The sequence below is a fragment of the Streptomyces sp. NPDC003691 genome, from assembly GCF_053981115.1.
Window position 1 is genome coordinate 1 of record NZ_JBSFNQ010000103.1, and the last position, 21,375, is coordinate 21,375.

Consider the following 21,375-nt stretch of genomic DNA (forward strand, 5'->3'; position numbering starts at 1 on the left):
GTCCGAGGCCCCGGACGCCTCGGTGATGCCGTGCAGGAAGCGGGACGCGCGGGAGCCCTCGGGTCCGCCGCCGCCGTGTCCCTGTCCTTACCCTTCTCCTTCTATCTCTCCCCGGCTGTCAGTCGCCGTTCATCGCGGCGGCCATCCGCAGATGCGGCGCCGCCTCCGCGGCCCGGCCCTGCCGCTCCAGGGTGCGCCCCAGCATCAGCCGGGCGTAGTACTCGGAAGGGTTCCGCTCCAGCACGGCACGGAGCTCCGTCTCGGCCGGTCCGAGCCGCGCGGAGTGGTAGTACGCCCGGGCGAGCAGCAGACGCGCCGCCAGCTGCTCCGGCACCTCCTCGACGAGTCCGCTCAGGATCCGTGCGGCCGTCATGTACTCCTTGCTGTCGAAGAACATCTGCGCGCGGTCCCAGCGGTCGGCGGGGGTGCCGAACTCGTAGTACGTCTCGCTCACGGGGTTTCCTTCCTCCGTCCTCGTCTCGGGCGGCTTCCGATGCCGCTGACCGGACCAACCCGGCCGGGCCGCGCAATATTCCACCGGCCCGTCCGGGACGGTCCCTGGTGCACCACTCAGGCATCCGGCCCCGTCCCCGAGGCGTGGGGGCTGCCCGGTACGCCCCCGCGGGAATAAATTGAGCGCCATGAGCAATCTCGATCGTCAGGCCGCCCCCTCCGTCTGCGGCGGTCGCGGTTTCGTCGTCGCCGAGCCGGTACGCGAACTCCTCAGCCCCCGTACCGTCCGGCTCGGCGAATCCACCGAGGTCCGCCGCCTGCTGCCCAATCTGGGCCGCCGGATGGTCGGCGCCTGGGCCTTCGTCGACCACTACGGCCCCGACGACATCGCCGACGAGCCCGGAATGCAGGTCCCGCCCCACCCCCATATGGGCCTCCAGACCGTGAGCTGGCTCCACCAGGGCGAAGTCCTGCACCGCGACAGCACCGGCAGCCTGGCCGTGATCCGCCCCCGCGAACTGGGACTGATGACCTCCGGCCGGGCGATCAGCCACTCCGAGGAGAGCCCCCGCTCCCACGCCCGCTATCTCCACGGCGCCCAGCTCTGGGTCGCCCTCCCCGACGCCCACCGCCATGTGGACCCCCACTTCGAACACCACCCCGAGCTGCCCACCGTGACCGCGCCGGGACTCTCCGCGACGGTCCTCCTCGGCACCCTGGACACCGCCACCTCCCCGGGCACCGCCTACACCCCCATCGTCGGCGCCGACCTCACCCTCACCCGCGGCACCGACCTCCGCCTCCCCCTCGACCGCGACTTCGAGTACGCGGTCCTCTCCATGTCCGGCGAAGCCCACGTCGACGGAGTCCCCGTCCTCCCCGGCTCCATGCTCTACCTCGGCTGCGGCCGCACCGAGCTCCCCCTGCGCGCCGAGTCCGACGCCACCCTGATGCTCCTCGGCGGCGAACCCTTCGAGGAGGAGTTGATCATGTTCTGGAACTGGATCGGCAGATCCCAGGAGGAGATCGTCCAGGCCCGCCGGGACTGGACGGAAGGCACCCGCTTCGGCGAGGTCAAGGGCTACGCCGGCGACCCGCTGCCTGCCCCGGAACTGCCACCGGGTCCGCTGAAGGCACGCGGCCGCGTGCGCTGAACCGGGCTTTTGCGCCGAGGGGTGCACGGGAACCCTGAGGCTGGCCTTGGCCCGCGCCGCCCGCGACTTTTCCGAAAGCCGGCGCGGCGACCCGCCCCCGCTGCTGCGGCCTCCGTGACGATGGCGCCCCTTCCGCACAACCTGGCAGAACACCGGGCCGTCTGACACCGCTACGGGCGTGCTCCGACGGTCACGGCTGGTCTGCTCAGCTGGTGTTGTCGGGCAGGTGCTGCTGGGTGGCGCGGCTGTCGAGGCGTACGTTTAGGCCGCTGGGGAAGGCGCTGTCGGCCCGGCGCCCGGTGGGAAGGCGAGTGGGTTCGAATCCGTCGCGCCGGGCGATGAGGTTACCGAGTCCGTGGCGGCTGACGGCATCGGGGCCTGCGAGGTGGTGGATGCCGGTCCGGTCGCCGTCGGCGAGTTCGAGGAGGGCGGCAGCGAGGTCGGTGACGTGGACGGGGCAGCGGATGTCGTCGGTGAACAAGACGCCGTCGGAAGTGCCGGTGGCGAGCCGGTGGACGAGGCGTTCGTGGGCGGAGCGTCCGTGCCCGATGATTAGCGAGGTACGGGTGACGGCAGCCTTCGGGTGGACCGCGAGGACTCCGGTCTCCGCAGCGGATTTGGCGGCCCCGCACGGGGTGAGGGGGTCGGGGAGGGCGGTTTCGTCGTAGTGAATGCGGGTGCCGGAGAAGACTGCGTCGCTGGACAGGTGGACCAGGCGGATTCCGTGGTTCGCGGCCGCCATGGCGAGGTGGACCGGCCCCAGCGTGGATACCCCCATGATCACGCCGAGCTCCGTCGTCCCCATGCCCGGCGCCGTGAGCAGGTGGCGGGCCCAGGAGATGGGGACCAGCCCGGCGCCCGCGCTCGTGATCACGAAGGCGAGCACGAGGGTACGGGCGAGCCGAGTCAGTCCAAGGGGCTGTTGCTCCCCGCTGGTCACGCCATGGGCCATGGCCGGCTCGTAGGGCGCCGAGGCAGGCGGAGCCGGAGTATTCGGCCTCAAATCGCCTGGTGCGACCGGCGGAACATCCTGTCCGGGCGGGGGCGGGTTCCTTCAACGCCCGGGCAGCATCGGCCTGATTGCCACCACCCTCCGCGGTGCTGCGTGCTGACCGCCGATGTCACTGGGCCCCCGTACGGTTCCGGTTGACCACTTGGCTGGGCGGTGACGGAAGGAAATAAGCTGTGGAGTGGACCGGGGACGTCCGGCTGGCGGCCGGGCCGGAGGACGCCTGGTATCTGGAGGCGGTGTTCACGCCAGGTACGCAGGTGGGGAAGGTGTGGAACGATCCGGCGACGCCTGTCGTGGTCACGAGGATTGAAGAAGTGGCCACTGTGCGCATACCCAGTGGCCGTCTGGTGGTGGATGCTCCGTGGCACGACGACGAGGTTCGGGAGTACGAGCTGGGACTGCCGGTGAGCCCGCCCCGGGAGCTGGCGGTGCGCATTCCACCGGGCACCTACCGGATGGAGATCGCGTGGACGGCCGGGCCGCACGAATTCTTCGGGGAGCACTACGACGGGGCCGACTGTGCTGCGGCCCGCCTGGTGATCAGTGACGACCCCGTGGCCGGATGGGAGAGAGGCCTGGGTGTCGACGACGACATCGACCGGTTCCAGCCGGAAGACATCCGGTTCTCCTCCGACGCCAATGTCGGGTGCTTCGCCGATGCCGCCGCGTGGACAGCCCTGTCCGCTCCGTTTCGCACGTTCGTCGACGGCGAGCCGGCCCCGCGGAACTCCGAACAACCGCCCGGCTGGTGCGAGCGAGTCACCGACGAGGCCCAGCAAGCCGATCTGGTCACGTTCCTGACGACATCGGGCGGTATTGTCTGGCTGGGCCGTACCATCACCGGGCGGCGTGGCCGCGATCACCGTCACCGAAGCCATGCCTCACGCGAGGCCATCAGGCCCGGCGCCCGCCGACGCGCCTCAAGAGGCTTGAGGGCTCGATCACAAGAAGCGCAGCCGGGCTCTGGTGCCAGACGTTCCCGGGCCGGGCACGCCGTCGGGATCTGTACCGCGGCTGTCCTGCCGGATGCACACCGTCGCAACAACACCTTGGAGCGGAGGTTCCTGTTCCGGGCCGGTGTCTCTGAGGTATCGGAACCGGGGACCTCGGGCCGTCCGACTTCTCAGGACTGCGGGGGTGCCAGCCACCGTTCTGCGCGGCCCTGCTTGTCGGGGTCTCCGGAGCGGCGGGCGTGCGCCAGCAGTCGGGCGCGCAGTGGTTCGGGCAGGCCGGCGACGTCCCGCTTCTGGCGCGGGCGGGTTTTCCGGCCCACCAGGTGCCGTACGGCCCCGGCGTCGTGCCGCTCCTCGGTCCGTGGGTCGGTCAGGGCGGCGAGCAGGTCGGCGATCGGCACTTTGCCGAGCAGTTCGCCGGGCACATCCTCGTGGAGGGGGTAGCCGGAGCAGCGCCCGCTGCCGGAGCCGTACCAGTCGAGCAGGGCCAGCACCCGCTCCAGTGGGTCGGGGAGCGTCAGCTGCAGTCGGTCCGTGAGTTCCGTGAGCAGTTCGGGGGAGGGCATGCGGCCGGTGCGGGAGAGGTCGAGGATCCGGTCGGCGGTTCCCTCCAGGCCGGCGGGCATCGCGGCCAGCCAGGTGCGCTCCTCTTCGGCGTCTTCCTCCGCCCGTAGCCGGTCTGCCTCGGACTGCTGCAGGGGGCCGGGCATGCCGTGCCCGGCCAGCCAGGCCAGGAGCAAGCGGCCGTCGGCGAGGACGGCGTCACTCTCCCACTGCCCCCACCTCATGGTCGCCCCGTGGTGCAGGACGACGACTGCGAGCCGCCCACCGTCCTGGTCGAACACCTCGAAGCGGACGTCCCCGGGGCACATGCATGTGAACCCGGGCAGCGATTCCACGGCCATGGCCGTCCTGAGCCGGACCGACTCCGCCGGATCGGAGAGATCAACCCGGATCTCTCCGACCGCCCCGGACCCACTCACCGGGCTGACCCGAATCACGTGTGCTTGCTGCAGCACGCTGTCCAGCGCTGTCGACCTGTCCATGAGCCGATCCCTAAACCCTGACAGGACGCCCCCCTGCAAGGTGCATCCGGAACAGGCCCGGTCCGAGACCCGGCCGAGCATCCGTGTTAGAGGCTCGCCTCAGCCTCTGGGCCGGGCATCTCGGTAGGCTGCACGGGCGATCGCGACTACTCGGGGCGTGCGGCATCCTGCGGAGGAGAGGTGGACACGTGTCGGACGGTGAAGTGTGCGCGGTGGGCCGGCGGTCGTGATGCCCGTTCGGAACTCGGTCCTCCTGGGTGTGTTCCTCGCCGTGGCATCCCATCCCGAGATTCCCTTCACCGTTGTCGAACTGGCAGGCCGCGGCATCACCGCGGATGCGGCTGCGACTCGTTGGGTGCTGGAGGCCGGGAAGCCGTCCCTGGACGGCTCTGCTTTGGCTGACAAGCTCATCGGTCTCGGCGAGTGGGAAGACCAGCTCGCCGGCCTCTGGCAGGCCCATCGAAGCGGCGAGGTCGATGCAGCGGCGTTCGAGACCCGACTGGCGGAGATCGTGTCAGCCCTGGAAAAGTGGCCGCCGGTTCCTCAGGAGCCTGTGGACGACACCTCAGGCCGCCTGGGCGGGATGCAGAGTCCACATGCGGATGGGTGAGTCCGGGGCGAAGGCAGGCGGCGGGTGGCGCCCGGACGCTTTCCTGGCGCGGCGCGAGCGTTGTGGCGGCGGATGCAGCCGCGGCCGGCAGCGTTCAGCGCGTTGTGGCTGCGGCGACCGGCGCCGTTGGGCGCGAGCCCCGAAGGCCGCGGGCAGGCGCGGGAAGCCCTGTCGCTCCGAAGGATGACCGGCCGGAGCCGGTCAATCCGGTCCCGCTTCGCCCGGACCGGGGCGGATGCTGGATGATCGGGGATCCGGGACCGGCCCCAGGAGGCACCTCATCACCACCATCATCACGCATGAAGACCCGATCGGCCGGGGCCCCGCCAACTACATCGTCCACGCCGACCTGTCGGACCGGCAGGACGGCTGGCGCGAGCAGCTGTGGACCCGCCGACTGACCGAGGACACCTTCGAAGTGGCCTGTCTGCCGTTCTTCACCTACGGGATCTGCTACCGGGACGTGGTGACCCTCGACAGCGACCACCTGGTGGCCGGGATCGTGCGCAAGTCCGGCCACCAGACCCTCCGCGTCGCACTGACCGCGGACCACATCGACCGCGACCGGGTACACGAACTCCTCCACGGCACCGCCGCTGCCACCCGCCTGCCGCACGAGTGGCTTCAGCACACCTACCTCGCCGTAGACCTACCGCCCGGCACCGACACAACACCCTTCGCCGACGTACTCGAACCCCTCGCCGAAGCAGGCACCCTGCACTGGGAGATCGACTCCTGACCCCCAAAAGGGGCTGCTGCTCCCGGGCCGGGCGGATCGTGACAGGTTCCACCCGACCCTGGCGAGCCCGCCAGCGTCTTCCTCCGCCCGGTGATTCAGCGCCAAAGATCCGCGCCGCCCCGTCCGCTCGGGTCCATGGCCAAGAGGTCTTCGTGAAGCCCCGAGAGCGTACGACCGGTGGGACACCCGTCCTCGCCGGACTCCATCACCGCCCAGCCGACATCAACCCCGGGCACCTCCACGCCCCCGCCGCCGTCGAGCTCGTCCACGACGGCAAAGACCGCCTCGTAGGCAATCGCACGCACCAGACGCACCAAGTCGTCCCGGCCAGCCCCCGCATCCAGCAAACGCCGGGCTGCCGCCACCTGTTCCAGCGCTCCCGGATCGGCCCGCAGCCATCGATCGCGCCCCGCCGCAACGACCGAAGGGGAAGACTTTTGGACTCCGCTGTAGCCGGAGTTGACCTGGCCGTGGAGTACCCGGATCTAAAAGCGCCAGTTCCTGGCTGTGGCCAGCCCCGGGCTGACTGCGGAACCCCGGGTCTCCCGGCGCAGATCAGTGCCGTTCGAACACCAGGTCCCTCGGTCGTACGTGCTCGCGAGGGCCCGCCGCCCGCAGCACTACGTCCAGTACCCGTGCCGGATCGGCGGCGTAGGCGTGGGAGAACCACGCCATGTTCGCTTCCACCACGGCCCAGCGGTGGCCGGGGCGGTACGGGTCGAGCAGCTGCCCGACGTCCACAACGACGGCGCTCGGCAACGTGTGCCCAACCTCGGCGACCAGCCGGTCGGTGAACTGCGTGATCTCCGCTGCGATCGCCCGCTCCGCCAGGTCCGTACCGAGCGGGCGGGGGTCGAGCCGGCCGAACACCGCGTACCGGCTCGCTGCAGCGATCCGGCCGTCCAGAAGGAACAGCCGGTACTCCGCGGCGAAGGTGACTACCTCGGACAGCAACACCGGCGTCACCGGGTCCAGGCCGGAGGGCAGCCGCGAGCCGTCGGCGTGGACGTCAGCGGGAAAGGACTTGTCACGGGGCGGCTTGACGAACGTCGGCCTGTCGAGTGCCCACACGTCGGCCACGGACGCCGCCCGAACCCGGCGGCCGGTGAACTTCTCCGGCAGTTCGGCGAGCCAATCGTCCGTGGGCTCCAGTAGCGCGAACCCGAGCCGGCCCGCCAGCCTGGCACCGGCGACCGGCCCGCCGTACCAGTACGCCGGGCCCACCAGGTCCGGTTCCTCAGCGACCCTGACCGACATCCCACGCCCCGCAGCCTCTACGGCCAGCAACTCCATCGTGGACGTCCGCCGCCCGGGCATGACCAGCACTGAAATCCCCTCCCACTCGCAAAGCCGCCACGCTAGCCCCGCTATACACACCAACGCAGCAGAGATTCCCTGCCACAGGCCCCAAGGTGCATATGGAGGAGTCGCACTTCAAGACCAGATGGCAATCGGCCACGCTCACAGGCCATGGCACCGCTTGTTCGCGGCTGCTGAATCAGTCACAAGCTGAGCAGCAGGAACACAGCGCCAGACCGCGGCCGCCGCTGACGCGGTCCGCCAGGCGCTGCCGTGCGAGGACTGCGGGCGCGGCCTGGCAGCCGGGCTGCGGTTGAAGCGGACATCCGCCGGGCGATCAAGGCTTACAAGCACGTGAACCCCACGATCACCCCGCCACTACGACCACCCCGGTTCTGGGATCCCGGCCAGACCGGAGTACAACTGCGCCATCCCCGATGATGGGTGACCCAGCGCTGTGTGACCGGGCAGTTCCCGACAGCCGACTGCCGACTGGCAGCGGGCGGAGGCGGCGGCAGGTGCGGCACTGCCCGAGGGCTACCGGATTATCGTCGACCGGTACGCCCCGGTCCGGCTCAACCACCATCTCTATTTGTACCGCCCGGGCCGGGAGTGGTGGAACCTGGAGAAGTGGATCGAGAGGGTGATCACCGCCTGGAACGATGCGGACTGGTCCGGGGACCGCTGGTACGACGACGAGGCCGGGGTCGACCCGCGACTGGTCCTGGGCAGCGACCCCCTCGTCTTCGGCGGGCCCGGCGGGCTGATCCCGCTGCTGGGCAGTGACCGGGGGGCCGTTCCGCCCGCGCTGCGCGCGCGGCTGCACGCCGCCTTCCACGACGCCTATGCGCGCCGCACACCGGGTATCGGCCTCGCCCCCGACGCCCTGGCCGCGCTGCACGCGGTGGCACAGGCCGGCCGGACGCAATTCGTGCTCTCGATGCATCCGCACGACGCACTCAGCGCGCTGATCGACCGCTTCGCACTGCGCCCGCACCTGGCGCGAGTGGACGGGCAGCAGGGCGCGGACGCGGGATACAAACGCGACCATCTGACGGCCCACCTGCGCGCCCTCGACCGCTCTCCCGACAACGCGCTGCTCATCGGCGACAGCGTGGACGACGCGCGCGCGGCGAAGGCGGTCGGTGTCCGTTGCGTCTACGCCAGCGGGCTGCACGCCCCCGACACCCTCCGCGCCGAGGGTGTCCCCGTCGTCCACACCCTGGAGGATGCCCTGGCCACCGCTCTCCCGCCCGCCTCATGACCGCCCCGGACACCACGCCCGATCCCCTCCCTGACACATCCTTGGGCCGAGTCCCGGAGTCCGCCGCCGACACCATGCCCGGCAGAGTGCCGGCCCGGACGGTACTGCGCGCACCCCACGTGCCGTGACTACTGTCGACCTCGCTGACCGGCCGACTACCTCACCAGCGCGCCCCGTGTCTCCGCCCGGCACCTGGTGGAGGACGCTGTCCGCCGGGCGCCGCCCGCGAGCGGGCCAGTGGGGCAGGCGCTCTACTGAGAACGTCAAGGCTCCCGTACACCGGAAGGGAGGAAACGTCTCACGACCCATGACGCCTGGAACTACCCCCCGGAGGCAGCTTTCACAGGGCCGCCCGACCGCCCCTGGACCCGGCCCGGACTGAACGACGAGCGCAGGCTTCGGTACCGGGGCCAGGGGCCCTGGGGTGGGGGTCAGGTGCAGCGGATGATGAGCGCGGTGGTGGCGGTGCAGGTGCAGGTGCGGGTGGCGGTGTCGTTGGCGGTGTCGGGGTCCTGCGGTGTGCTGGTGGTTCGGGTGGCGGTGGACTTGTAGGGGGTGCCCAGGGAGAGCAGGCCGACGGGGAGGCTGAAGGTCCGTGTCACGCTCGCACCGGGGGCGAGGTCGTTGATGGTGCAGGTGACGGAGCCGGTGGCGGTGGTGCAGCCGGTGCTGGTGAGCCTGATGCCGCCGGGGGTGAAGCTGGTGGTGATGGTGCCCGATGTGGCGGGCTGGGGGCCGTGGTTGGTGAGGGTGAGGGTGTATTCGATGCGGCCGGTGAGCCCGGGCCGGGGGGTGGCGGCGAGCTGGACCTGGAGGTCGGCGGCGGGGCGGGCGGGGGCGATGGCGAGGTAGCTGGGCGGTGCGTCGAGGGGGACGGTGCTGGTCAGGGCGCGGGTGGCGGTGTCGAACACGGAGATCGTGCGGCCGCCGGTGTTGGCCACCCAGGCGTGGCGGCCGTCGGCGGTGACGGCCGCGGCGCGGGCGTCGCTGCCCGTGGTCACGCTGGTGACGGGGGTGTGGGTGGCGGTGTCCAGGACGGTGACGGAGCCCTGGTCGCGTCCGGAGGGAACATAGGCGCGGGTGCCGTCGGGGGTGAAGGCCGCCGAGCGCGGGAACCCGCCGGTGGGAATGTTGCGCAGGACGGTGTTGGTGGCCTGGAGTCCACCGGCCGTGGTCTGGGTCGCGTAGACGAGGGTGCCGGCCGGGTTGATGTCGACGCCGTGGACGCCGTCGAAGGTGCGGATGGTGGTGGTCACCTGCTGGGTGGCGAGGTCGACAACCCTGAGCCACGGGCCGGAGCTGTCGCCGACGTAGGCACGGCGGCCGTCGGGGGTGACGGCGATGGACGAGGGCGAGCCGCCGACGGTAAAGCTGGTCGCGGTGTTGGTGGCCGTGTCGATCACCCCGACCTTCCCGGTGTACATCCCGGCGACGAAGACCCGGGACCCGTCCGGCGACAGCGCCAGGTCACCGGCCTCCACGCCGACCGGGATGGTGGCCACCACCGCACCGGTGACCGTGTCGACCGCGACGACCCGCTGGGTGTTGACGGTCGACACATAGGCCGTCGGATGGCGGGGGTCCGCCACCGCGGCCGGGGCGGCCTGGGCCCCGGTGGTGGACAGGCCGGTCAGGGAACCGCCAGCAGCAGCGCCCCGGGCCACGCGATGACGCTCCGGGCCGCCCTCCGGCGCCCGCTGATCCTGTTGTTCGTGAACACACGCACCGTGCGAACCTCTGCTCTCTCCCGTCGCCGGCTGTCCACTGCGACGGGAGACAACGACGGGCCCGTACGAATAAGGCCGCCCGGCACGCGCCACCCCCGCCCAGCGGAGTCACGGTGCGTGCGCGAGTGGTAGCAACAGGTCATAGGGTGATGGTCGGCCCTCCGGCCGGACAAGGGCGAAAACGGGCCAGCGCCCGCCTCAACCGCATCTCGGGCCCCAGGTCATCCGGGTCAGCCACGCACCCAGGGCGCATGGACACCGGGCACCCGGCACGCCCCCGGACAGCGGCGGGCCGGGCGTCTCAGGTCACAGATGCGGTTTGACCAGCTCGATGATCTGCCCCTTGGACATGGGCCCGGTGTAGGTGCCGACGATCTTGCCGGCCTTGAAGACGCGGAGTGCGGGGATGGCGGTGATGTTGTGCTTGGGCGGGGTGTTCGGGCTGCGGTCGATGTCGAGCCGGGCGACGGTCAGGCGTCCGGAGTACTCCTTGGCCACCTCTGCCAGGACCGGGTCGAGCGCCCTGCACGGTCCGGACCACTCCGCGCGGAAGACGGCCAGGACCGGCCCGGCGGCCTTGACCACCTTCGCCTCGAAGTCCGCGTCGGTGACATCGACGACTGTGCCGCTCAAGGAATCCACTCCTTCACGAAGGGCGGGACGGTCTTCTCCGTTCCGCGGGGTGTCGGGCGCTGTGGTGCTGCGGCCGTCGGTGGCCGGAGCGCGTCCCGGGGCTCGGGCCCGAGCCCCGGGGTGATGGGGCAGGGCGGGTGCGGGTCAGGGGGTGGTGAGGCCGAACCAGTATTCGAAGGTCACCAGCAGGCCGTTGAGGGTGTTGAGCGGGTTCAGGGTGCCGTGGGTGACGGTGAGTTCACCGTCGGCCGCGAGCTGGTCGGGGGTGGCCTGGGTGATGGCGAGGCTGTTGAGACCGGACCGGGTGATGCTGTAGATGGCGTCGGCCTCCACCGGGTTGGTCAGGCCGGGCGTGTACACGAGGACGCCGTTGCGCACCCGGACCGTGCAGTGGGTCGGGTCACCCGCGAGGCCACCGGTGACCCGGAAGCCCAGCATGAGGGAGTGGGCCGCGGCTTCGGGCCCGTTGAGACGGATGCCGAGGTAGTCGAAGACCATCTCCAGCGACATCGCCTCCAGCACCGGCTGGGTGATGATCTGCGGAGACGGCACGCCCGGCGGGGTGCCGTCGGCCGGGCGGGTGCGCAGTTCGTGCGCGGCGGCGAGGTAGAAGTTCCGCCAGGGCCCGCTTTCGGCCTGGTAGCCGAGCTGTTCCAGGACATCGGCCTCCAGAGCGCGGGCCTCCTGGTGCGCCGGGTCGGCGAAGACGGCGTGGGAGAGGAGTTCGGCGGCCCACCGGTAGTCGTCCACGCTCTTGGCGTTCTCGAACGCCTGCCGGGCCAGCTCCACCACCTTCGCCACCCCGCCGATCGCCTCGACGTAGCGGGCGCCCGCTTCCTCGGGCGGCAGCGGGTGCAGATGGGCCGCGTTCCCGTCGTACCAGCCCAAGTACCGCTGGTAGACGGCCTTCAGATCGTGATTGACCGTGCCGTAGTAGCCCCGGTTGAACCACTGCCCCGCCAGAGACTCCGGAACCTGGGCGTCGAGATCCTCGGCGATCTCCGTCATCGTCCGGCCCTGGTTCGCCAGCCGCAGCGCCTGATCGTGCAGGAACCGGTACAGGTCCGCCTGGCTGGTCAGGAACGACACGATCGCGTCCGGCGACTCCTCGGTGTTCCACCGCGGCCAGAAATGCGACGCGAAGAGCGTCGTCGACCGGCCCCCGTACCACTCCACCGACTCGTTCAGATACTGCGACCAGCTCTTCGCGTCCCGCACCTGGGCCCCGCGCAGGCTGTAGAGGTTGTGCAGTGTCGGCGTCGCGTTCTCGGCCATGCACAGCGCCTCGACATCGGGCAGATAGAAGTTCAGCTCCGCCGGCGCCTCCGTCCCCGGGGTGAGCTGGAACTCCAGATTCACCGGCCCGAACGCCACCACCCGGCCGGGCTGCGCGGCCTCGGAGGTCACCGTGTACGTCGGCGGCAGCAGACCCGCGGCCCCGGTGGACATGGTCTTGCCCAGACCCGCGTCCACCTGCCCCTTCTCGGACCGCTCCAGCAGCCCGCCGTACATGAACAGCGCCCGCCGCTGCATCGCGTTGCCCGCGTAGACGTTCTCGCTGACCGAGTGCTCCAGGAACCCCTCCGGCGCGATGATGTCGACCCCCTCGGGCAGCCCGCCGCCCTCGAACAGGCCCAGCACCCCGCCGTAGTGGTCGACATGGGAGTGGGTGAAGATCACCGCACGGATCGTCCGGCCCGCGCCCCGGTGCTCCCGGTACAGCGCCCAGGCGGCTGCCGCGCACTCCTCGCTGATCAGCGGGTCGACCACCACCACCTCCTGGGACACCCCGGTGGGGTCCTCCAGGAAGGAGATGTTCGACAGGTCCATCCCGCGCACCTGGTACACCGCATCCGCAACGACCTCGAACAGACCGGTCCTCATGTTCAGCAGCGCATTGCGCCACAGACTCGGATTGACCGTCTCCGGAGCCGGCCCGGTGAGAAACGTGTAGGGAGCCAGACTCCACGCGGGCAGGGGGCTGCCCTCCCGGTCCACGGCGAAGTCGGCGGGCAGCGCCGCGATCAGCCCGCGCGCGGCGAGCGCCGCCTCCGGGTCCTGCTCCTGCGGCGGAACGATCACCGCCGCGTTCAGATCTCTCGTCAACGACGTTGCGGGCTGTGGCTCCTGTGACGGCAGACCAGTCAACGAACTCTCCCTCCAGCACGCGGGGCACACCCCGGAGCGGAACGGCACGGACCCTGCGACCGTGCTCCCCGGAGTCGGGGACACCTCGCAAGATCACGGAATGTAGCGAGACGACTACTGAAGCATTCCAGCTTCCGGTGGGCCCGCAAGCACCAGAAATCGGCCAGCAGCCCGGGCGCCGCCGACCCGTCCCACGCGCGACGGCCGGGCCGCGTCCCGGCCCCCGGCTTCGGGGTATGAACCGGAGTACCGGCTCCGGTTCCTTGCCCGCCCGCTGGACAGTACGGGCCGACGAAGCCTGCAGAGCGGTCCGAAGCCCATTAACGGGCCCGGTGATTGCCGGTGTGAACGGCCTGCACACTCTCCTTCCGGAGGATGCGCCGCGGCGGGAGAGGACGTGGTCGGCGGCCGGAGCGGGGCGGGGTCACCATCCCGTCCACAGCAGATGGTTGAGGAGCAGCGCCAGCGCGGCCTGGGCCGCGAGCCACGCCCGGGGGCGGGAAAGGAACGCCCCTGCCGCAAGCAGCCATACGGCGAAGGGGAGCCAGATGCGTTCCGTCTCCGCCTTGCTCATGCCGGACAGGTCGGCGACCAGCAGGGCGAACAGGGCGGCGCCCACCAGCACCGCCAGGCGTACCGGATCCGTGCCGGGCGCTATTGCCGGACCTCCGGCACGGGATGCGGGTCCGCCCGGGCGGTCGGTGGGCGAGGGGCCGGGCCCGGTCGGGCCGGCGGCCGTTCCCGGGGAGGGCCGCGCCGCGGTGCCCGCCCGACCCCGTACGAACACCACCCCCGCTCTGCGCAGCGCCGCGGCCGTCGCCGGTCCGGTGATCAGGACGGTGCAGGCGAGGTTGGCCCAGACCCAGTATCCGTAGGGACGGATACCGCCCACCCCTTGGTGATAACGGGTGACCAGCAGGTGGTACGCCTCCCACCAGCCGAATCCGGCGACGGCGAACGCCCCGGGGACGACAGCGAGCCCCATGGCGAACGGCACCGGCAGCACCGGGTTCTCCCTGAGCCCCCGCCGTCCGAGGTACACCACCGCCGCGCCGATCACCGCGATGAGGACGAGGCCGTAGGAGAGGTAGCAGGCCAGCCCGAGCAGCAGCCCGGCCGCGCCGGCCGCCCCGGCGGACTGCCGGGTGACCGCCAGAGCGAGCAGGGCCACCGCCCATGCCGCGACCGCCGCGAAGTAGGCGTCGGCCGAAGTACCCGTCCACACGGCGGCCGGTGCCAGGACCACGAAGGGCGCGGCCCGCCGGGCGAGCCGCTCGCCCGCCAGGGCGCGCACGGTCACCAGCACGGCCACGCCCGCCGTCGCCCCCGCGGCGATGCACCACGCCCCCGCCCAGCCGCCGCCGCGCAGCCCGGCCCGGTCGAGGAGGACGAACGTGAGGGTGGCGGCGGGAGGGTGCCCGACGACATGGGCGGGCCAGGGGTCGGGGGAGTCGGCCAGGATGTGCGAGGCGAAGCCGCTCAGCGCGGCCGGAATGTCATGGAAGCGGTCGACGACCTGGAGGTACTCGTGGCGGGTGGTGAGCCGGGCGACGACGCCGCGCTGCCAGCCGTCGACCAGGGCGAGTGAGGAGATCCAGGCCAGCGCGGCGGCGAAGACCGCCGAGAGCAGGCCGCGCCAGGGCAGCCGAGCCGAGAGGAGCGGCCCGTACGCCACCACGGCGACGGCCACGAGTACGGCCGCGGGGGAGCCGGGGCCCAGATGCGGCCCCCAGACGGCCAGCAGCGGCGGCCAGCCGACGAAGAGCGTGCCGTCGGCCTCCTCGATGTGCCGGCCGGTCAGCACGGCGGTCACCACCAGCAGGGCGGCGACCCCGGTGGCGTACAGATCCCGGCGCGGCCCCGTAGCGGAACGGGTCGCACCGGCGGGGTACGGGATACGGGTACGGGTGGTCACCTGGGCACGCTAGGCCGGGAGGGTGGGAGCAGGGCGCCGTACGGGCCGGATGTCAGCGTTTCGTCATGAGTCGCACCCCCTTCGGCGGGGTCCCCCGACCCTAGGGTCGCACCATGCGAGACGATCCCCGGCTTCCCTCCTCGCCCCGTTTCTGGCACAGCCCGGTGCGCGGCCTCCGGTTCACCTCGGTGCTCGGCCTGGTGCTGCTCGCGGGTATGACGGTGCTGTTCGTGACGGGCCTGGTGTCGTACGCCGCGTACAACCCGGATCTGTCGCCGGTGAACGACCAGACGCCGGACAAGGGGCTCCTCGGCTTCTACCTCGTCGACTGGCCGACGGACCCGCACTGGCTGTACCGCTTCAGCCAGGGCGTGCACGTCACCCTCGGCATCACTCTGATCCCCGTCCTGCTGGCCAAGCTCTGGTCGGTGATCCCGCGGCTGTTCGCCCTGCCGCCGGTGCGCTCCCTCGCCCATGCCCTCGAACGCCTCTCCCTGCTGCTCCTGGTCGGCGGCGGACTGTTCGAGTTCATCACCGGGGTACTGAACATTCAGCTCGACTACGTCTTCCCCGGCTCCTTCTACACCCTCCACTTCTACGGCGCCTGGGTGTTCTTCGCCGCCTTCGCCGCCCATGTCGCGCTCAAGCTTCCCAAGGCGCTCCGCAATGTCCGGGGCGGACCGGCGGAGCACACCCCCGAGGACGTGCTCACATCCCCGAGCCCCGCGCCCCCGACCGTCTCCCGGCGCGGTGCCCTGTGGTTCACCGGGGGCGGCGCCCTGCTGCTCTTCCTGACCACGGTGGGGCGCAGCTTCGACGACCCGCTGCGGCACACCGCGCTGCTCGCCCCGCACGGCGGCGCCGACCCCGGCAGCGGACCCAACGGATTCCAGATCAACAAGACCGCCGCCTACGCGGGGATCGACCCGGCCGAGACCGGTGACGACGTCTGGCGGCTCGTCGTGACGGGCCGCACCGGTACCGTCCGGCTCGGCCGCGCCGACCTCGACCGGCTCGCCCTGCACAGCTCCGCGCTGCCCATCGCCTGTGTGGAGGGCTGGTCCACGTCGGACCAGTGGTGGCGCGGGGTACGGCTGCGCGACCTGGCCGCCCTGGTCGGGTATGCCGACGACCCGCCCGACGTCCTGGTGGAGTCCCTGCAACGGCGCGGCGCCTTCCGCCGGGCCGCGCTGCGGGCCAACCAGGTCGCCGACCCCCGTTCCCTGCTCGCCCTGTACGTCAACGGCGAGGCACTCTCACCGGACCACGGCTACCCGGCCCGGGTGATCGTGCCGGCCGCGCCCGGCGTGCTGAACACCAAGTGGGTGGCCCGGATGACGTTCGGTGACCTCTGATGCGACGGCCTGCGGCGCGATCCCGGGTGCCCTGGGCGGACGGAGCGGCGGGACGGATGCGCACCGTCCTCGGCAGCCCCCTGCAACTTCTCCTTCTCGGCTGCTCGTTCGCGGTGACCGCCTATGCGGGCGTGCGCCTGTTTGCCGGTGACTGGATGGGGGTGGCGCTGTGGCTGGTGGGCGCGGCGCTCCTGCACGACCTTGTTCTCCTGCCCCTGTACACGGCGGCGGACCGGGCCCTCGTACGGGGTCTTGACGCGGTGGGCCAACGGGAACGGGTGATGTACCTCCGGGTCCCCGCGGCCCTGTCCCTCCTGCTGTTGCTCGTGTGGTTCCCGCTGATCAGCGGGATGGTGGGCGATCCGCGCTACCGCTTGGCCACCGGGGTGCCCGCGGGCGGCTTCCTCGGCCGCTGGCTGGTGATGACAGTCGTGCTGTTCGGCGGCTCGGCGCTGCTGCTGGCGCTGCGGCTGCGGAGGGCGACGAAGCGGCGGCCTCCGGCGGTCCAGTGACCGGCCGTCTCCCACTCCCGGGCGCGGCGCAGCAGCGCGGGCGTGCCGAGGCGGGCCCAGAGGAAGGAGGTCCCGGCCGGACCGGCGCCGGAGTGCCGGACGAGCCGCACCCGCGTCCGTTCGTCGACGTCCGCCGCATCGGTCTCGGCGATGAGCAGGCCGCCGGAGCGCAGGAGCTCCCCCATCCGTACGAGGAGTGCGTCCGGGTCCCCGCCGATGCCGATGTTGCCGTCCATCAGCAGTGCCGTGTCCCAGTGCCCTTCGCCGGGCAGCGGATCGAAGACCGAACGGCGCAGTGCCCGGCCGCCGAGGCGCAGGGTGCGGGCGACAGCGGTCTCGTGGACGTCGATGCCGAGGGCGGTACGACCCCGTGCGGTGAGCTCCGCGATCAGCCGGCCGGGGCCGCAGCCCACATCGAGGACGGTGCCCTCGCAGCGGTCGAGCACGTCCCGGTCGACCGGGTCGGCCCGCCGGCACCAGCGCTCCACCTCCAGGGGCAGCAGCCACCCGTCGTCCCGGCGCAGGAACAGCGGCCCCTGTCCGGCGCACAGCGCCGCCGCATAGGGGTCGGCCCCGGCCCACTCGCCGCCCGGCCACAACGGGAGGGCTGTGTTCACCGGCCGTCCGCCGCCCCGCCGTCCGCCGCCCGGGCGCACCGGGCCAGCCGGGCCGCGAAGCGCCCGCCGGGGACCAGACCGGCGACCGCGTAGGCGTCGGCGGCGGTATCGACGTCCCGCAGCCGCGGCAGCTCCCGCACCCGTAGCCCCGCGGCGACCAGCCGCTCCCGCTGCACCGCCCCGGTCGCCGGGGACGACATCGGCACGCCCCGCAGCAGGGCCGGATCGGGATCGGCCAGGCCGAGTGCCCAGAAACCGCCGTCCTCGGCGGGGCCGAAGTACGCGTCGCAGCCGGCGAAGTCGACGGTGAGCAGTTCGGCGGTGACCTGCGGGGTGTCCATGCCGATGAGCAGGGTCGGCCCGGTGCAGTGCGCGAAGGCGCAGGCGAGGCGCTCGTCCAGCCCGCCCGCTCCCTGGGCGACGACGTCGAAGCCTGACGGCAGCCAGGAGCCGGGGGCGCCGTCGAGGACCAGCAGGCGCCGGGCCGCGGGGACGGACACCACGGTGGCCAGGGTGTCGGCGAGCGCCGCTTCGGCCAGGCCGGCGGCCTCGACGGTGGTGAAGGGCGGGGTGAGCCGGGTCTTGACCCGACCCGGCAGCGGCTCCTTGGCGATGACGACCACCGTGCTCATCGGCAGGCGCTCCCTCGGCGTGCGGGCGGCCCGTCGACGGGCCGGCTCACCGGGACGGAGCCGCCGGAGGGGTCAGTGCACGGACCGGGGGAGGGCGGGTGGGCCGAGGGGGGATCGGCCAGCACCCGGCTCATATCGCGGACCGCCTGCCAGGTGCCGCGCCAGGTGCCGGTTACCTTGGAGGCGCCGGCGCGCGGCAGGTACGGCACATCCCGTTCGGTGATCCGCCACCCCGCGTCGGACGCGCGCACGACCATCTCCAGCGGGTACCCGCTGCGCCGGTCGGCGAGCTCCAGGGCGAGCAGCGGCTCGCGGCGGGCGGCCCGCAGCGGACCGAGGTCGTGCAGGCGCAGCCCGGTGCGGCGCCGCAACAGCCGGGCGAGCGCGAGGTTTCCGGCGCGGGCGTGCACGGGCCAGGCGCCGCGGCCCCGCGGGCGCCGCCGGCCGAGTACCAGATCGGCCGCCCCGGAACGGATCTCGGCGACGAAGGGTGCCAGGAGCGAGGGATCGAGGGAGGCGTCGCTGTCGCAGAAACAGACGACGTCGGCGTCGGCGGCCGTCAGCCCGGCGTGGCAGGCGGCACCGAAACCGCGGCGCGGTTCGTACACGACCCTCGCCCCGAGTGAGCGGGCGAGCTGCGCCGAACCGTCGGTGGAGCCGTTGTCGACGACGATGGCACGCCAGCCGTCCGGGATGCGGGCGAGGACCCAGGGCAGCGCCTCGGCCTCGTTGAGACACGGCAGGACGACATCGACGGGGGGTGGTGAGGTCACGGCACTCACCCTACGAGTGCAAAACGCCCATTCGGGGCTTCTGGTCCTTACGAAACGAGGACGCCGGAGGAACCCGGGCGCGTGCGGGGCCGTCGGCCGGCGGACAGTGCAAGGCTGGAGCCGTGCAACAGCCGTACGAACTCCACGAGCCGGCGCTACCGGGGCCGGGTCACCGCTCGGAGCCGCCCGGACGCCCCTGCCCCCGCGCCCGGGTGCTGGTCGTCGACGACGATCCGACCGTCGCCGAGGTGGTCACCGGTTACCTGGACCGCGCGGGATACCGTGTGGACCGCGCCGGGGACGGCCCCGCGGCCCTCGTCCACGCCGCCGCGCACCGACCGGACCTCGTCGTCCTGGATCTGATGCTGCCGGGCATGGACGGCCTGGAAGTATGCCGCCGCCTGCGCGGCCACGGGTCCGTACCGGTCATCATGCTCACCGCCCGCGGCGACGAGGAAGACCGTGTTCTGGGCCTGGAGGTCGGGGCCGACGACTATGTCACCAAGCCTTTCAGCCCGCGGGAGCTGGTTCTGCGCGTCGACTCGGTCCTGCGCCGGTCGGGCCCCGGCCCGGGCGTCCGCCCCCTGGCCGCGGCCGGACTCGCGGTCGATCCGGTCGCCCGCCGGGCTACCAAGGACGGTGCGGAACTCGCCCTCACTCTGCGGGAGTTCGACCTGCTCGCCTTCTTCCTGGCCCATCCGAGGCACGCCTTCGGCCGGGAGGACCTGATGCGTGAGGTGTGGGGCTGGGACTTCGGGGACCTGTCCACCGTCACCGTCCACGTCCGCCGCCTGCGGGGGAAGGTCGAGGACGATCCGGGCCGGCCGCGGCTGATCCGGACCGTGTGGGGCGTGGGCTACCGCTTCGAACCGGACCCCCAGGACCCGGTGGGAAGGCCTTGACCGTGCGCGACACCCTCCTCATCGCCGCCTACGCCTTCGCCGGCGCTGCCTCTTCCGGCCTGGCCGGAGCCGGGGTGCTGCGGCTTCTCCGCCGCCGGTCACTCATCGTGTCCCTGACCGTGGTAGCGGCGGTCGGCGTGGTCGCGATGCTCTGCGGGACCCTGGCCGTGGCATGGGCGATGTTCCTCTCCCCGCACGACCTGACCGTGGTCACCACGGTCGTGGCCATGGCCGCCGTGGTGTCGCTGGTCACCGCTGTGCTGCTCGGCCGCCGGGTCGCCGCCGGCAGCCGCGCGCTGGCCGTCGCCGCACGCTCGTTCGGCGAGGGGGGAGCCTTCGCCGCGCCCGACGGCCCGGCGACCGCGGAACTGGACGCCCTCAGCCGTGAGCTGGCCGCCACCAGCACCCGCCTCGCCGAGTCCCGGGAGCGCGAGCGTGCGCTGGAAGCCTCCCGCCGCGAACTCGTCGCCTGGATCTCCCACGACCTGCGCACCCCGCTCGCCGGCCTGCGGGCCATGGCGGAGGCGCTGGAGGACGGCGTCGCCGCCGACCCCGAGCGCTACCTCACCCGGATCCTGACCGAGGTCGAACGCCTCGACAGCATGGTCGGCGACCTCTTCGAACTCTCCCGCATCCATGCCGGAACCCTGCCCCTGGCCCCTTCGCGTATCTCGCTGTACGACTTGGTCGACGACGCGCTCGCGGCTGCCGTCCCCCTCGCCCGGCAGCACGGCGTGATACTGGTGGGCGAGCGCGTCGAGCCCGTTCCCGTGGAAGTCGACGGCCGGGAGATGAGCCGGGTGCTCGGCAACCTCCTGGTCAACGCCATCCGGCGGACTCCGGCGGACGGCGCCGTCGCTGTCGCCGCCGTCCGTGTCCCCGGCGGCGAGGTCGTCCTGTCGGTCACCGACGGCTGCGGCGGGATCCGTACGGAAGACCTCCCGCGCGTCTTCGAAGCCGGCTGGCGCGGCACCGACGCCCGGACGCCCCCGGCGGGCGCGGGCCTGGGCCTCGCCATCGTGCGGGGCATCGTGGAAGCGCACCGGGGCCGAGCCCGGGTGCACAACATCCCCGGCGGCTGCCGCTTCGAGGTCGTCCTGCCAACAGCCCCCTGAGCCCCGGGGCGTACGGGCCGGTGCCTCCCGGGCCACGGGCGCGCTGCCCTGCCCCACCGAGGGGGGTGCATCCGCGAATCAGAGAGCGGCCCGGGCCCCCGTCGGCGGTGCGCCCCGAACCATGGTGAGGGCCCGGCCCGCGCCCCCGCTTCCGTCCCGGCCGCTCGGAACCGCCCCGCGTCAGTCGCCCCGCAGCCCGTCCACGGCGAACTCCCGCATCCCCGCCGAGAACCCGGTCCGCGGCAACCACCCCAGCTCCGCCCGCAGCCGGGAGGAGTCCGCCACGATGTGCCGTACGTCCCCGAGCCGGAACTCGCCGGTGACCACCGGCGCGGGCCCGCCGTGGGCGGCGGCCAGCGCCCGGGCCATCTCACCGACGCCGTGCGGTTCGCCGCTGCCGGTGTTGTACACCGTGAGCGCCCCCGGAGCGGAAGCCGCCTCCAGAGCAATGGCGTTGGCCGCAGCCACGTCCCGCACATGGACGAAGTCCCGTAGCTGCCCCCCGTCCTCGAACAC

General features: G+C 72.2%; 20 protein-coding genes and 1 pseudogene. 8 read left to right on the forward strand and 13 right to left on the reverse strand.

Annotation, left to right across the window (positions count from 1 at the left end; all coding sequences use genetic code 11):
* Nucleotides 1-118 precede the first annotated feature (118 nt).
* Nucleotides 119-454 carry a tetratricopeptide repeat protein gene (locus ACWDR0_RS30340; protein ID WP_456355011.1) on the reverse strand — a complete coding sequence of 112 codons (336 nt, stop codon included), beginning with the start codon at nucleotides 452-454 and terminating at the stop codon, nucleotides 119-121.
* 187 nt (nucleotides 455-641) lie between these two features.
* Between ACWDR0_RS30340 and ACWDR0_RS30345 the strand changes: the two genes are divergently transcribed.
* Nucleotides 642-1,607 (forward strand): pirin family protein, encoded by a 966-nt coding sequence (locus ACWDR0_RS30345; protein ID WP_456355012.1) that lies wholly within the window; start codon nucleotides 642-644, stop codon nucleotides 1,605-1,607.
* A gap of 205 nt (nucleotides 1,608-1,812) precedes the next feature.
* On the opposite strand, the gene ACWDR0_RS30350 is transcribed toward ACWDR0_RS30345, so the two are convergent.
* On the reverse strand, nucleotides 1,813-2,559 hold the full coding sequence (locus ACWDR0_RS30350) for a sugar nucleotide-binding protein (RefSeq protein WP_456355013.1): 747 nt from the start codon (nucleotides 2,557-2,559) through the stop codon (nucleotides 1,813-1,815).
* A 383-nt stretch (nucleotides 2,560-2,942) separates the two neighbouring features.
* Between ACWDR0_RS30350 and ACWDR0_RS30355 the strand changes: the two are divergent.
* Nucleotides 2,943-3,302, forward strand: a pseudogene (locus ACWDR0_RS30355) (DUF4241 domain-containing protein); the annotation flags it as partial.
* 440 nt (nucleotides 3,303-3,742) lie between these two features.
* Here the strand turns inward: ACWDR0_RS30355 and ACWDR0_RS30360 are convergent.
* On the reverse strand, nucleotides 3,743-4,618 hold the full coding sequence (locus ACWDR0_RS30360) for a hypothetical protein (protein WP_456355014.1): 876 nt from the start codon (nucleotides 4,616-4,618) through the stop codon (nucleotides 3,743-3,745).
* 259 nt (nucleotides 4,619-4,877) lie between these two features.
* On the opposite strand from ACWDR0_RS30360, the gene ACWDR0_RS30365 reads away from it, so the two are divergent.
* Together ACWDR0_RS30365 and ACWDR0_RS30370 are read left to right on the forward strand one after the other, a co-directional pair.
* Nucleotides 4,878-5,228 carry a hypothetical protein gene (locus ACWDR0_RS30365; protein ID WP_456355015.1) on the forward strand — a complete coding sequence of 117 codons (351 nt, stop codon included), beginning with the start codon at nucleotides 4,878-4,880 and terminating at the stop codon, nucleotides 5,226-5,228.
* Between the two features lie 235 nt (nucleotides 5,229-5,463).
* Nucleotides 5,464-5,967 (forward strand): DUF4265 domain-containing protein, encoded by a 504-nt coding sequence (locus tag ACWDR0_RS30370; protein WP_456355016.1) that lies wholly within the window; start codon nucleotides 5,464-5,466, stop codon nucleotides 5,965-5,967.
* A gap of 95 nt (nucleotides 5,968-6,062) precedes the next feature.
* On the opposite strand, the gene ACWDR0_RS30375 is transcribed toward ACWDR0_RS30370, so the two are convergent.
* The gene (locus ACWDR0_RS30375) at nucleotides 6,063-6,332 is read right to left on the reverse strand and encodes a hypothetical protein (RefSeq protein ID WP_456355017.1); all 270 of its coding nucleotides are present in this window, start codon (nucleotides 6,330-6,332) and stop codon (nucleotides 6,063-6,065) included.
* Nucleotides 6,333-6,522: 190 nt separating this feature from the next.
* Nucleotides 6,523-7,260, reverse strand: coding sequence for an ATP-grasp domain-containing protein (locus ACWDR0_RS30380; RefSeq protein ID WP_456355030.1), 738 nt, complete (start codon nucleotides 7,258-7,260; stop codon nucleotides 6,523-6,525).
* 598 nt (nucleotides 7,261-7,858) lie between these two features.
* Between ACWDR0_RS30380 and ACWDR0_RS30385 the strand changes: the two genes are divergently transcribed.
* The gene (locus ACWDR0_RS30385; RefSeq protein ID WP_456355018.1) at nucleotides 7,859-8,530 is read left to right on the forward strand and encodes an HAD family hydrolase; all 672 of its coding nucleotides are present in this window, start codon (nucleotides 7,859-7,861) and stop codon (nucleotides 8,528-8,530) included.
* 431 nt (nucleotides 8,531-8,961) lie between these two features.
* Here ACWDR0_RS30385 and ACWDR0_RS30390 read toward each other — a convergent pair whose 3' ends face one another.
* From ACWDR0_RS30390 to ACWDR0_RS30405, 4 genes are all read right to left on the reverse strand, one after another.
* A complete protein-coding gene (locus tag ACWDR0_RS30390; RefSeq protein ID WP_456355019.1) occupies nucleotides 8,962-10,194 on the reverse strand; it encodes a YncE family protein in 1,233 nt (410 codons plus the stop codon).
* Nucleotides 10,195-10,563: 369 nt separating this feature from the next.
* Complete coding sequence (locus tag ACWDR0_RS30395) at nucleotides 10,564-10,890, reverse strand: thioredoxin family protein (RefSeq protein WP_456355020.1); 327 nt, start codon at nucleotides 10,888-10,890, stop codon at nucleotides 10,564-10,566.
* Nucleotides 10,891-11,034: 144 nt separating this feature from the next.
* Complete coding sequence (locus ACWDR0_RS30400) at nucleotides 11,035-12,996, reverse strand: alkyl/aryl-sulfatase (protein WP_456355021.1); 1,962 nt, start codon at nucleotides 12,994-12,996, stop codon at nucleotides 11,035-11,037.
* A gap of 466 nt (nucleotides 12,997-13,462) precedes the next feature.
* The gene (locus tag ACWDR0_RS30405) at nucleotides 13,463-14,953 is read right to left on the reverse strand and encodes a hypothetical protein (RefSeq protein ID WP_456355022.1); all 1,491 of its coding nucleotides are present in this window, start codon (nucleotides 14,951-14,953) and stop codon (nucleotides 13,463-13,465) included.
* A gap of 113 nt (nucleotides 14,954-15,066) precedes the next feature.
* Between ACWDR0_RS30405 and ACWDR0_RS30410 the strand changes: the two genes are divergently transcribed.
* Complete coding sequence (locus ACWDR0_RS30410; protein WP_456355023.1) at nucleotides 15,067-16,308, forward strand: molybdopterin-dependent oxidoreductase; 1,242 nt, start codon at nucleotides 15,067-15,069, stop codon at nucleotides 16,306-16,308.
* A gap of 367 nt (nucleotides 16,309-16,675) precedes the next feature.
* On the opposite strand, the gene ACWDR0_RS30415 is transcribed toward ACWDR0_RS30410, so the two are convergent.
* From ACWDR0_RS30415 to ACWDR0_RS30425, 3 genes are read right to left on the reverse strand one after another with little or no spacing between them, the layout of a single operon-like run.
* Complete coding sequence (locus tag ACWDR0_RS30415) at nucleotides 16,676-17,437, reverse strand: class I SAM-dependent methyltransferase (protein ID WP_456355024.1); 762 nt, start codon at nucleotides 17,435-17,437, stop codon at nucleotides 16,676-16,678.
* The gene (locus ACWDR0_RS30420) at nucleotides 17,434-18,069 is read right to left on the reverse strand and encodes a TIGR04282 family arsenosugar biosynthesis glycosyltransferase (RefSeq protein ID WP_456355025.1); all 636 of its coding nucleotides are present in this window, start codon (nucleotides 18,067-18,069) and stop codon (nucleotides 17,434-17,436) included. The genes ACWDR0_RS30415 and ACWDR0_RS30420 overlap by 4 nt, the downstream gene beginning before the upstream one ends.
* A complete protein-coding gene (locus ACWDR0_RS30425) occupies nucleotides 18,066-18,842 on the reverse strand; it encodes a glycosyltransferase family 2 protein (protein ID WP_456355026.1) in 777 nt (258 codons plus the stop codon). The genes ACWDR0_RS30420 and ACWDR0_RS30425 overlap by 4 nt, the downstream gene beginning before the upstream one ends.
* Nucleotides 18,843-18,964: 122 nt before the next feature.
* On the opposite strand from ACWDR0_RS30425, the gene ACWDR0_RS30430 reads away from it, so the two are divergent.
* Both ACWDR0_RS30430 and ACWDR0_RS30435 read left to right on the forward strand, forming a co-directional pair.
* Nucleotides 18,965-19,744 (forward strand): response regulator transcription factor, encoded by a 780-nt coding sequence (locus tag ACWDR0_RS30430; RefSeq protein ID WP_456355027.1) that lies wholly within the window; start codon nucleotides 18,965-18,967, stop codon nucleotides 19,742-19,744.
* 2 nt (nucleotides 19,745-19,746) lie between these two features.
* Entirely contained in the window at nucleotides 19,747-20,859 is a 1,113-nt protein-coding gene (locus ACWDR0_RS30435; RefSeq protein ID WP_456355028.1) for a sensor histidine kinase, read from the forward strand.
* A 180-nt stretch (nucleotides 20,860-21,039) separates the two neighbouring features.
* On the opposite strand, the gene ACWDR0_RS30440 is transcribed toward ACWDR0_RS30435, so the two are convergent.
* On the reverse strand, nucleotides 21,040-21,375 hold a 336-nt coding region (locus tag ACWDR0_RS30440; protein ID WP_456355029.1), incomplete at its 5' end, for an NAD-dependent epimerase/dehydratase family protein.

What these genes read in the sequence shown, in the direction of transcription:
- ACWDR0_RS30360 (WP_456355014.1), bottom strand. Translation starts at nt 4,618, where the DNA reads ATGGACAGGTCGACAGCGCTGGACAGCGTGCTGCAGCAAGCACACGTG.
- ACWDR0_RS30380 (WP_456355030.1), bottom strand. Translation starts at nt 7,260, where the DNA reads ATGGAGTTGCTGGCCGTAGAGGCTGCGGGGCGTGGGATGTCGGTCAGG.
- ACWDR0_RS30370 (WP_456355016.1), top strand. Translation starts at nt 5,464, where the DNA reads ATGCTGGATGATCGGGGATCCGGGACCGGCCCCAGGAGGCACCTCATC.
- ACWDR0_RS30350 (WP_456355013.1), bottom strand. Translation starts at nt 2,559, where the DNA reads ATGGCCCATGGCGTGACCAGCGGGGAGCAACAGCCCCTTGGACTGACT.
- ACWDR0_RS30345 (WP_456355012.1), top strand. Translation starts at nt 642, where the DNA reads ATGAGCAATCTCGATCGTCAGGCCGCCCCCTCCGTCTGCGGCGGTCGC.
- ACWDR0_RS30420 (WP_456355025.1), bottom strand. Translation starts at nt 18,069, where the DNA reads ATGAGCACGGTGGTCGTCATCGCCAAGGAGCCGCTGCCGGGTCGGGTC.
- ACWDR0_RS30410 (WP_456355023.1), top strand. Translation starts at nt 15,067, where the DNA reads ATGCGAGACGATCCCCGGCTTCCCTCCTCGCCCCGTTTCTGGCACAGC.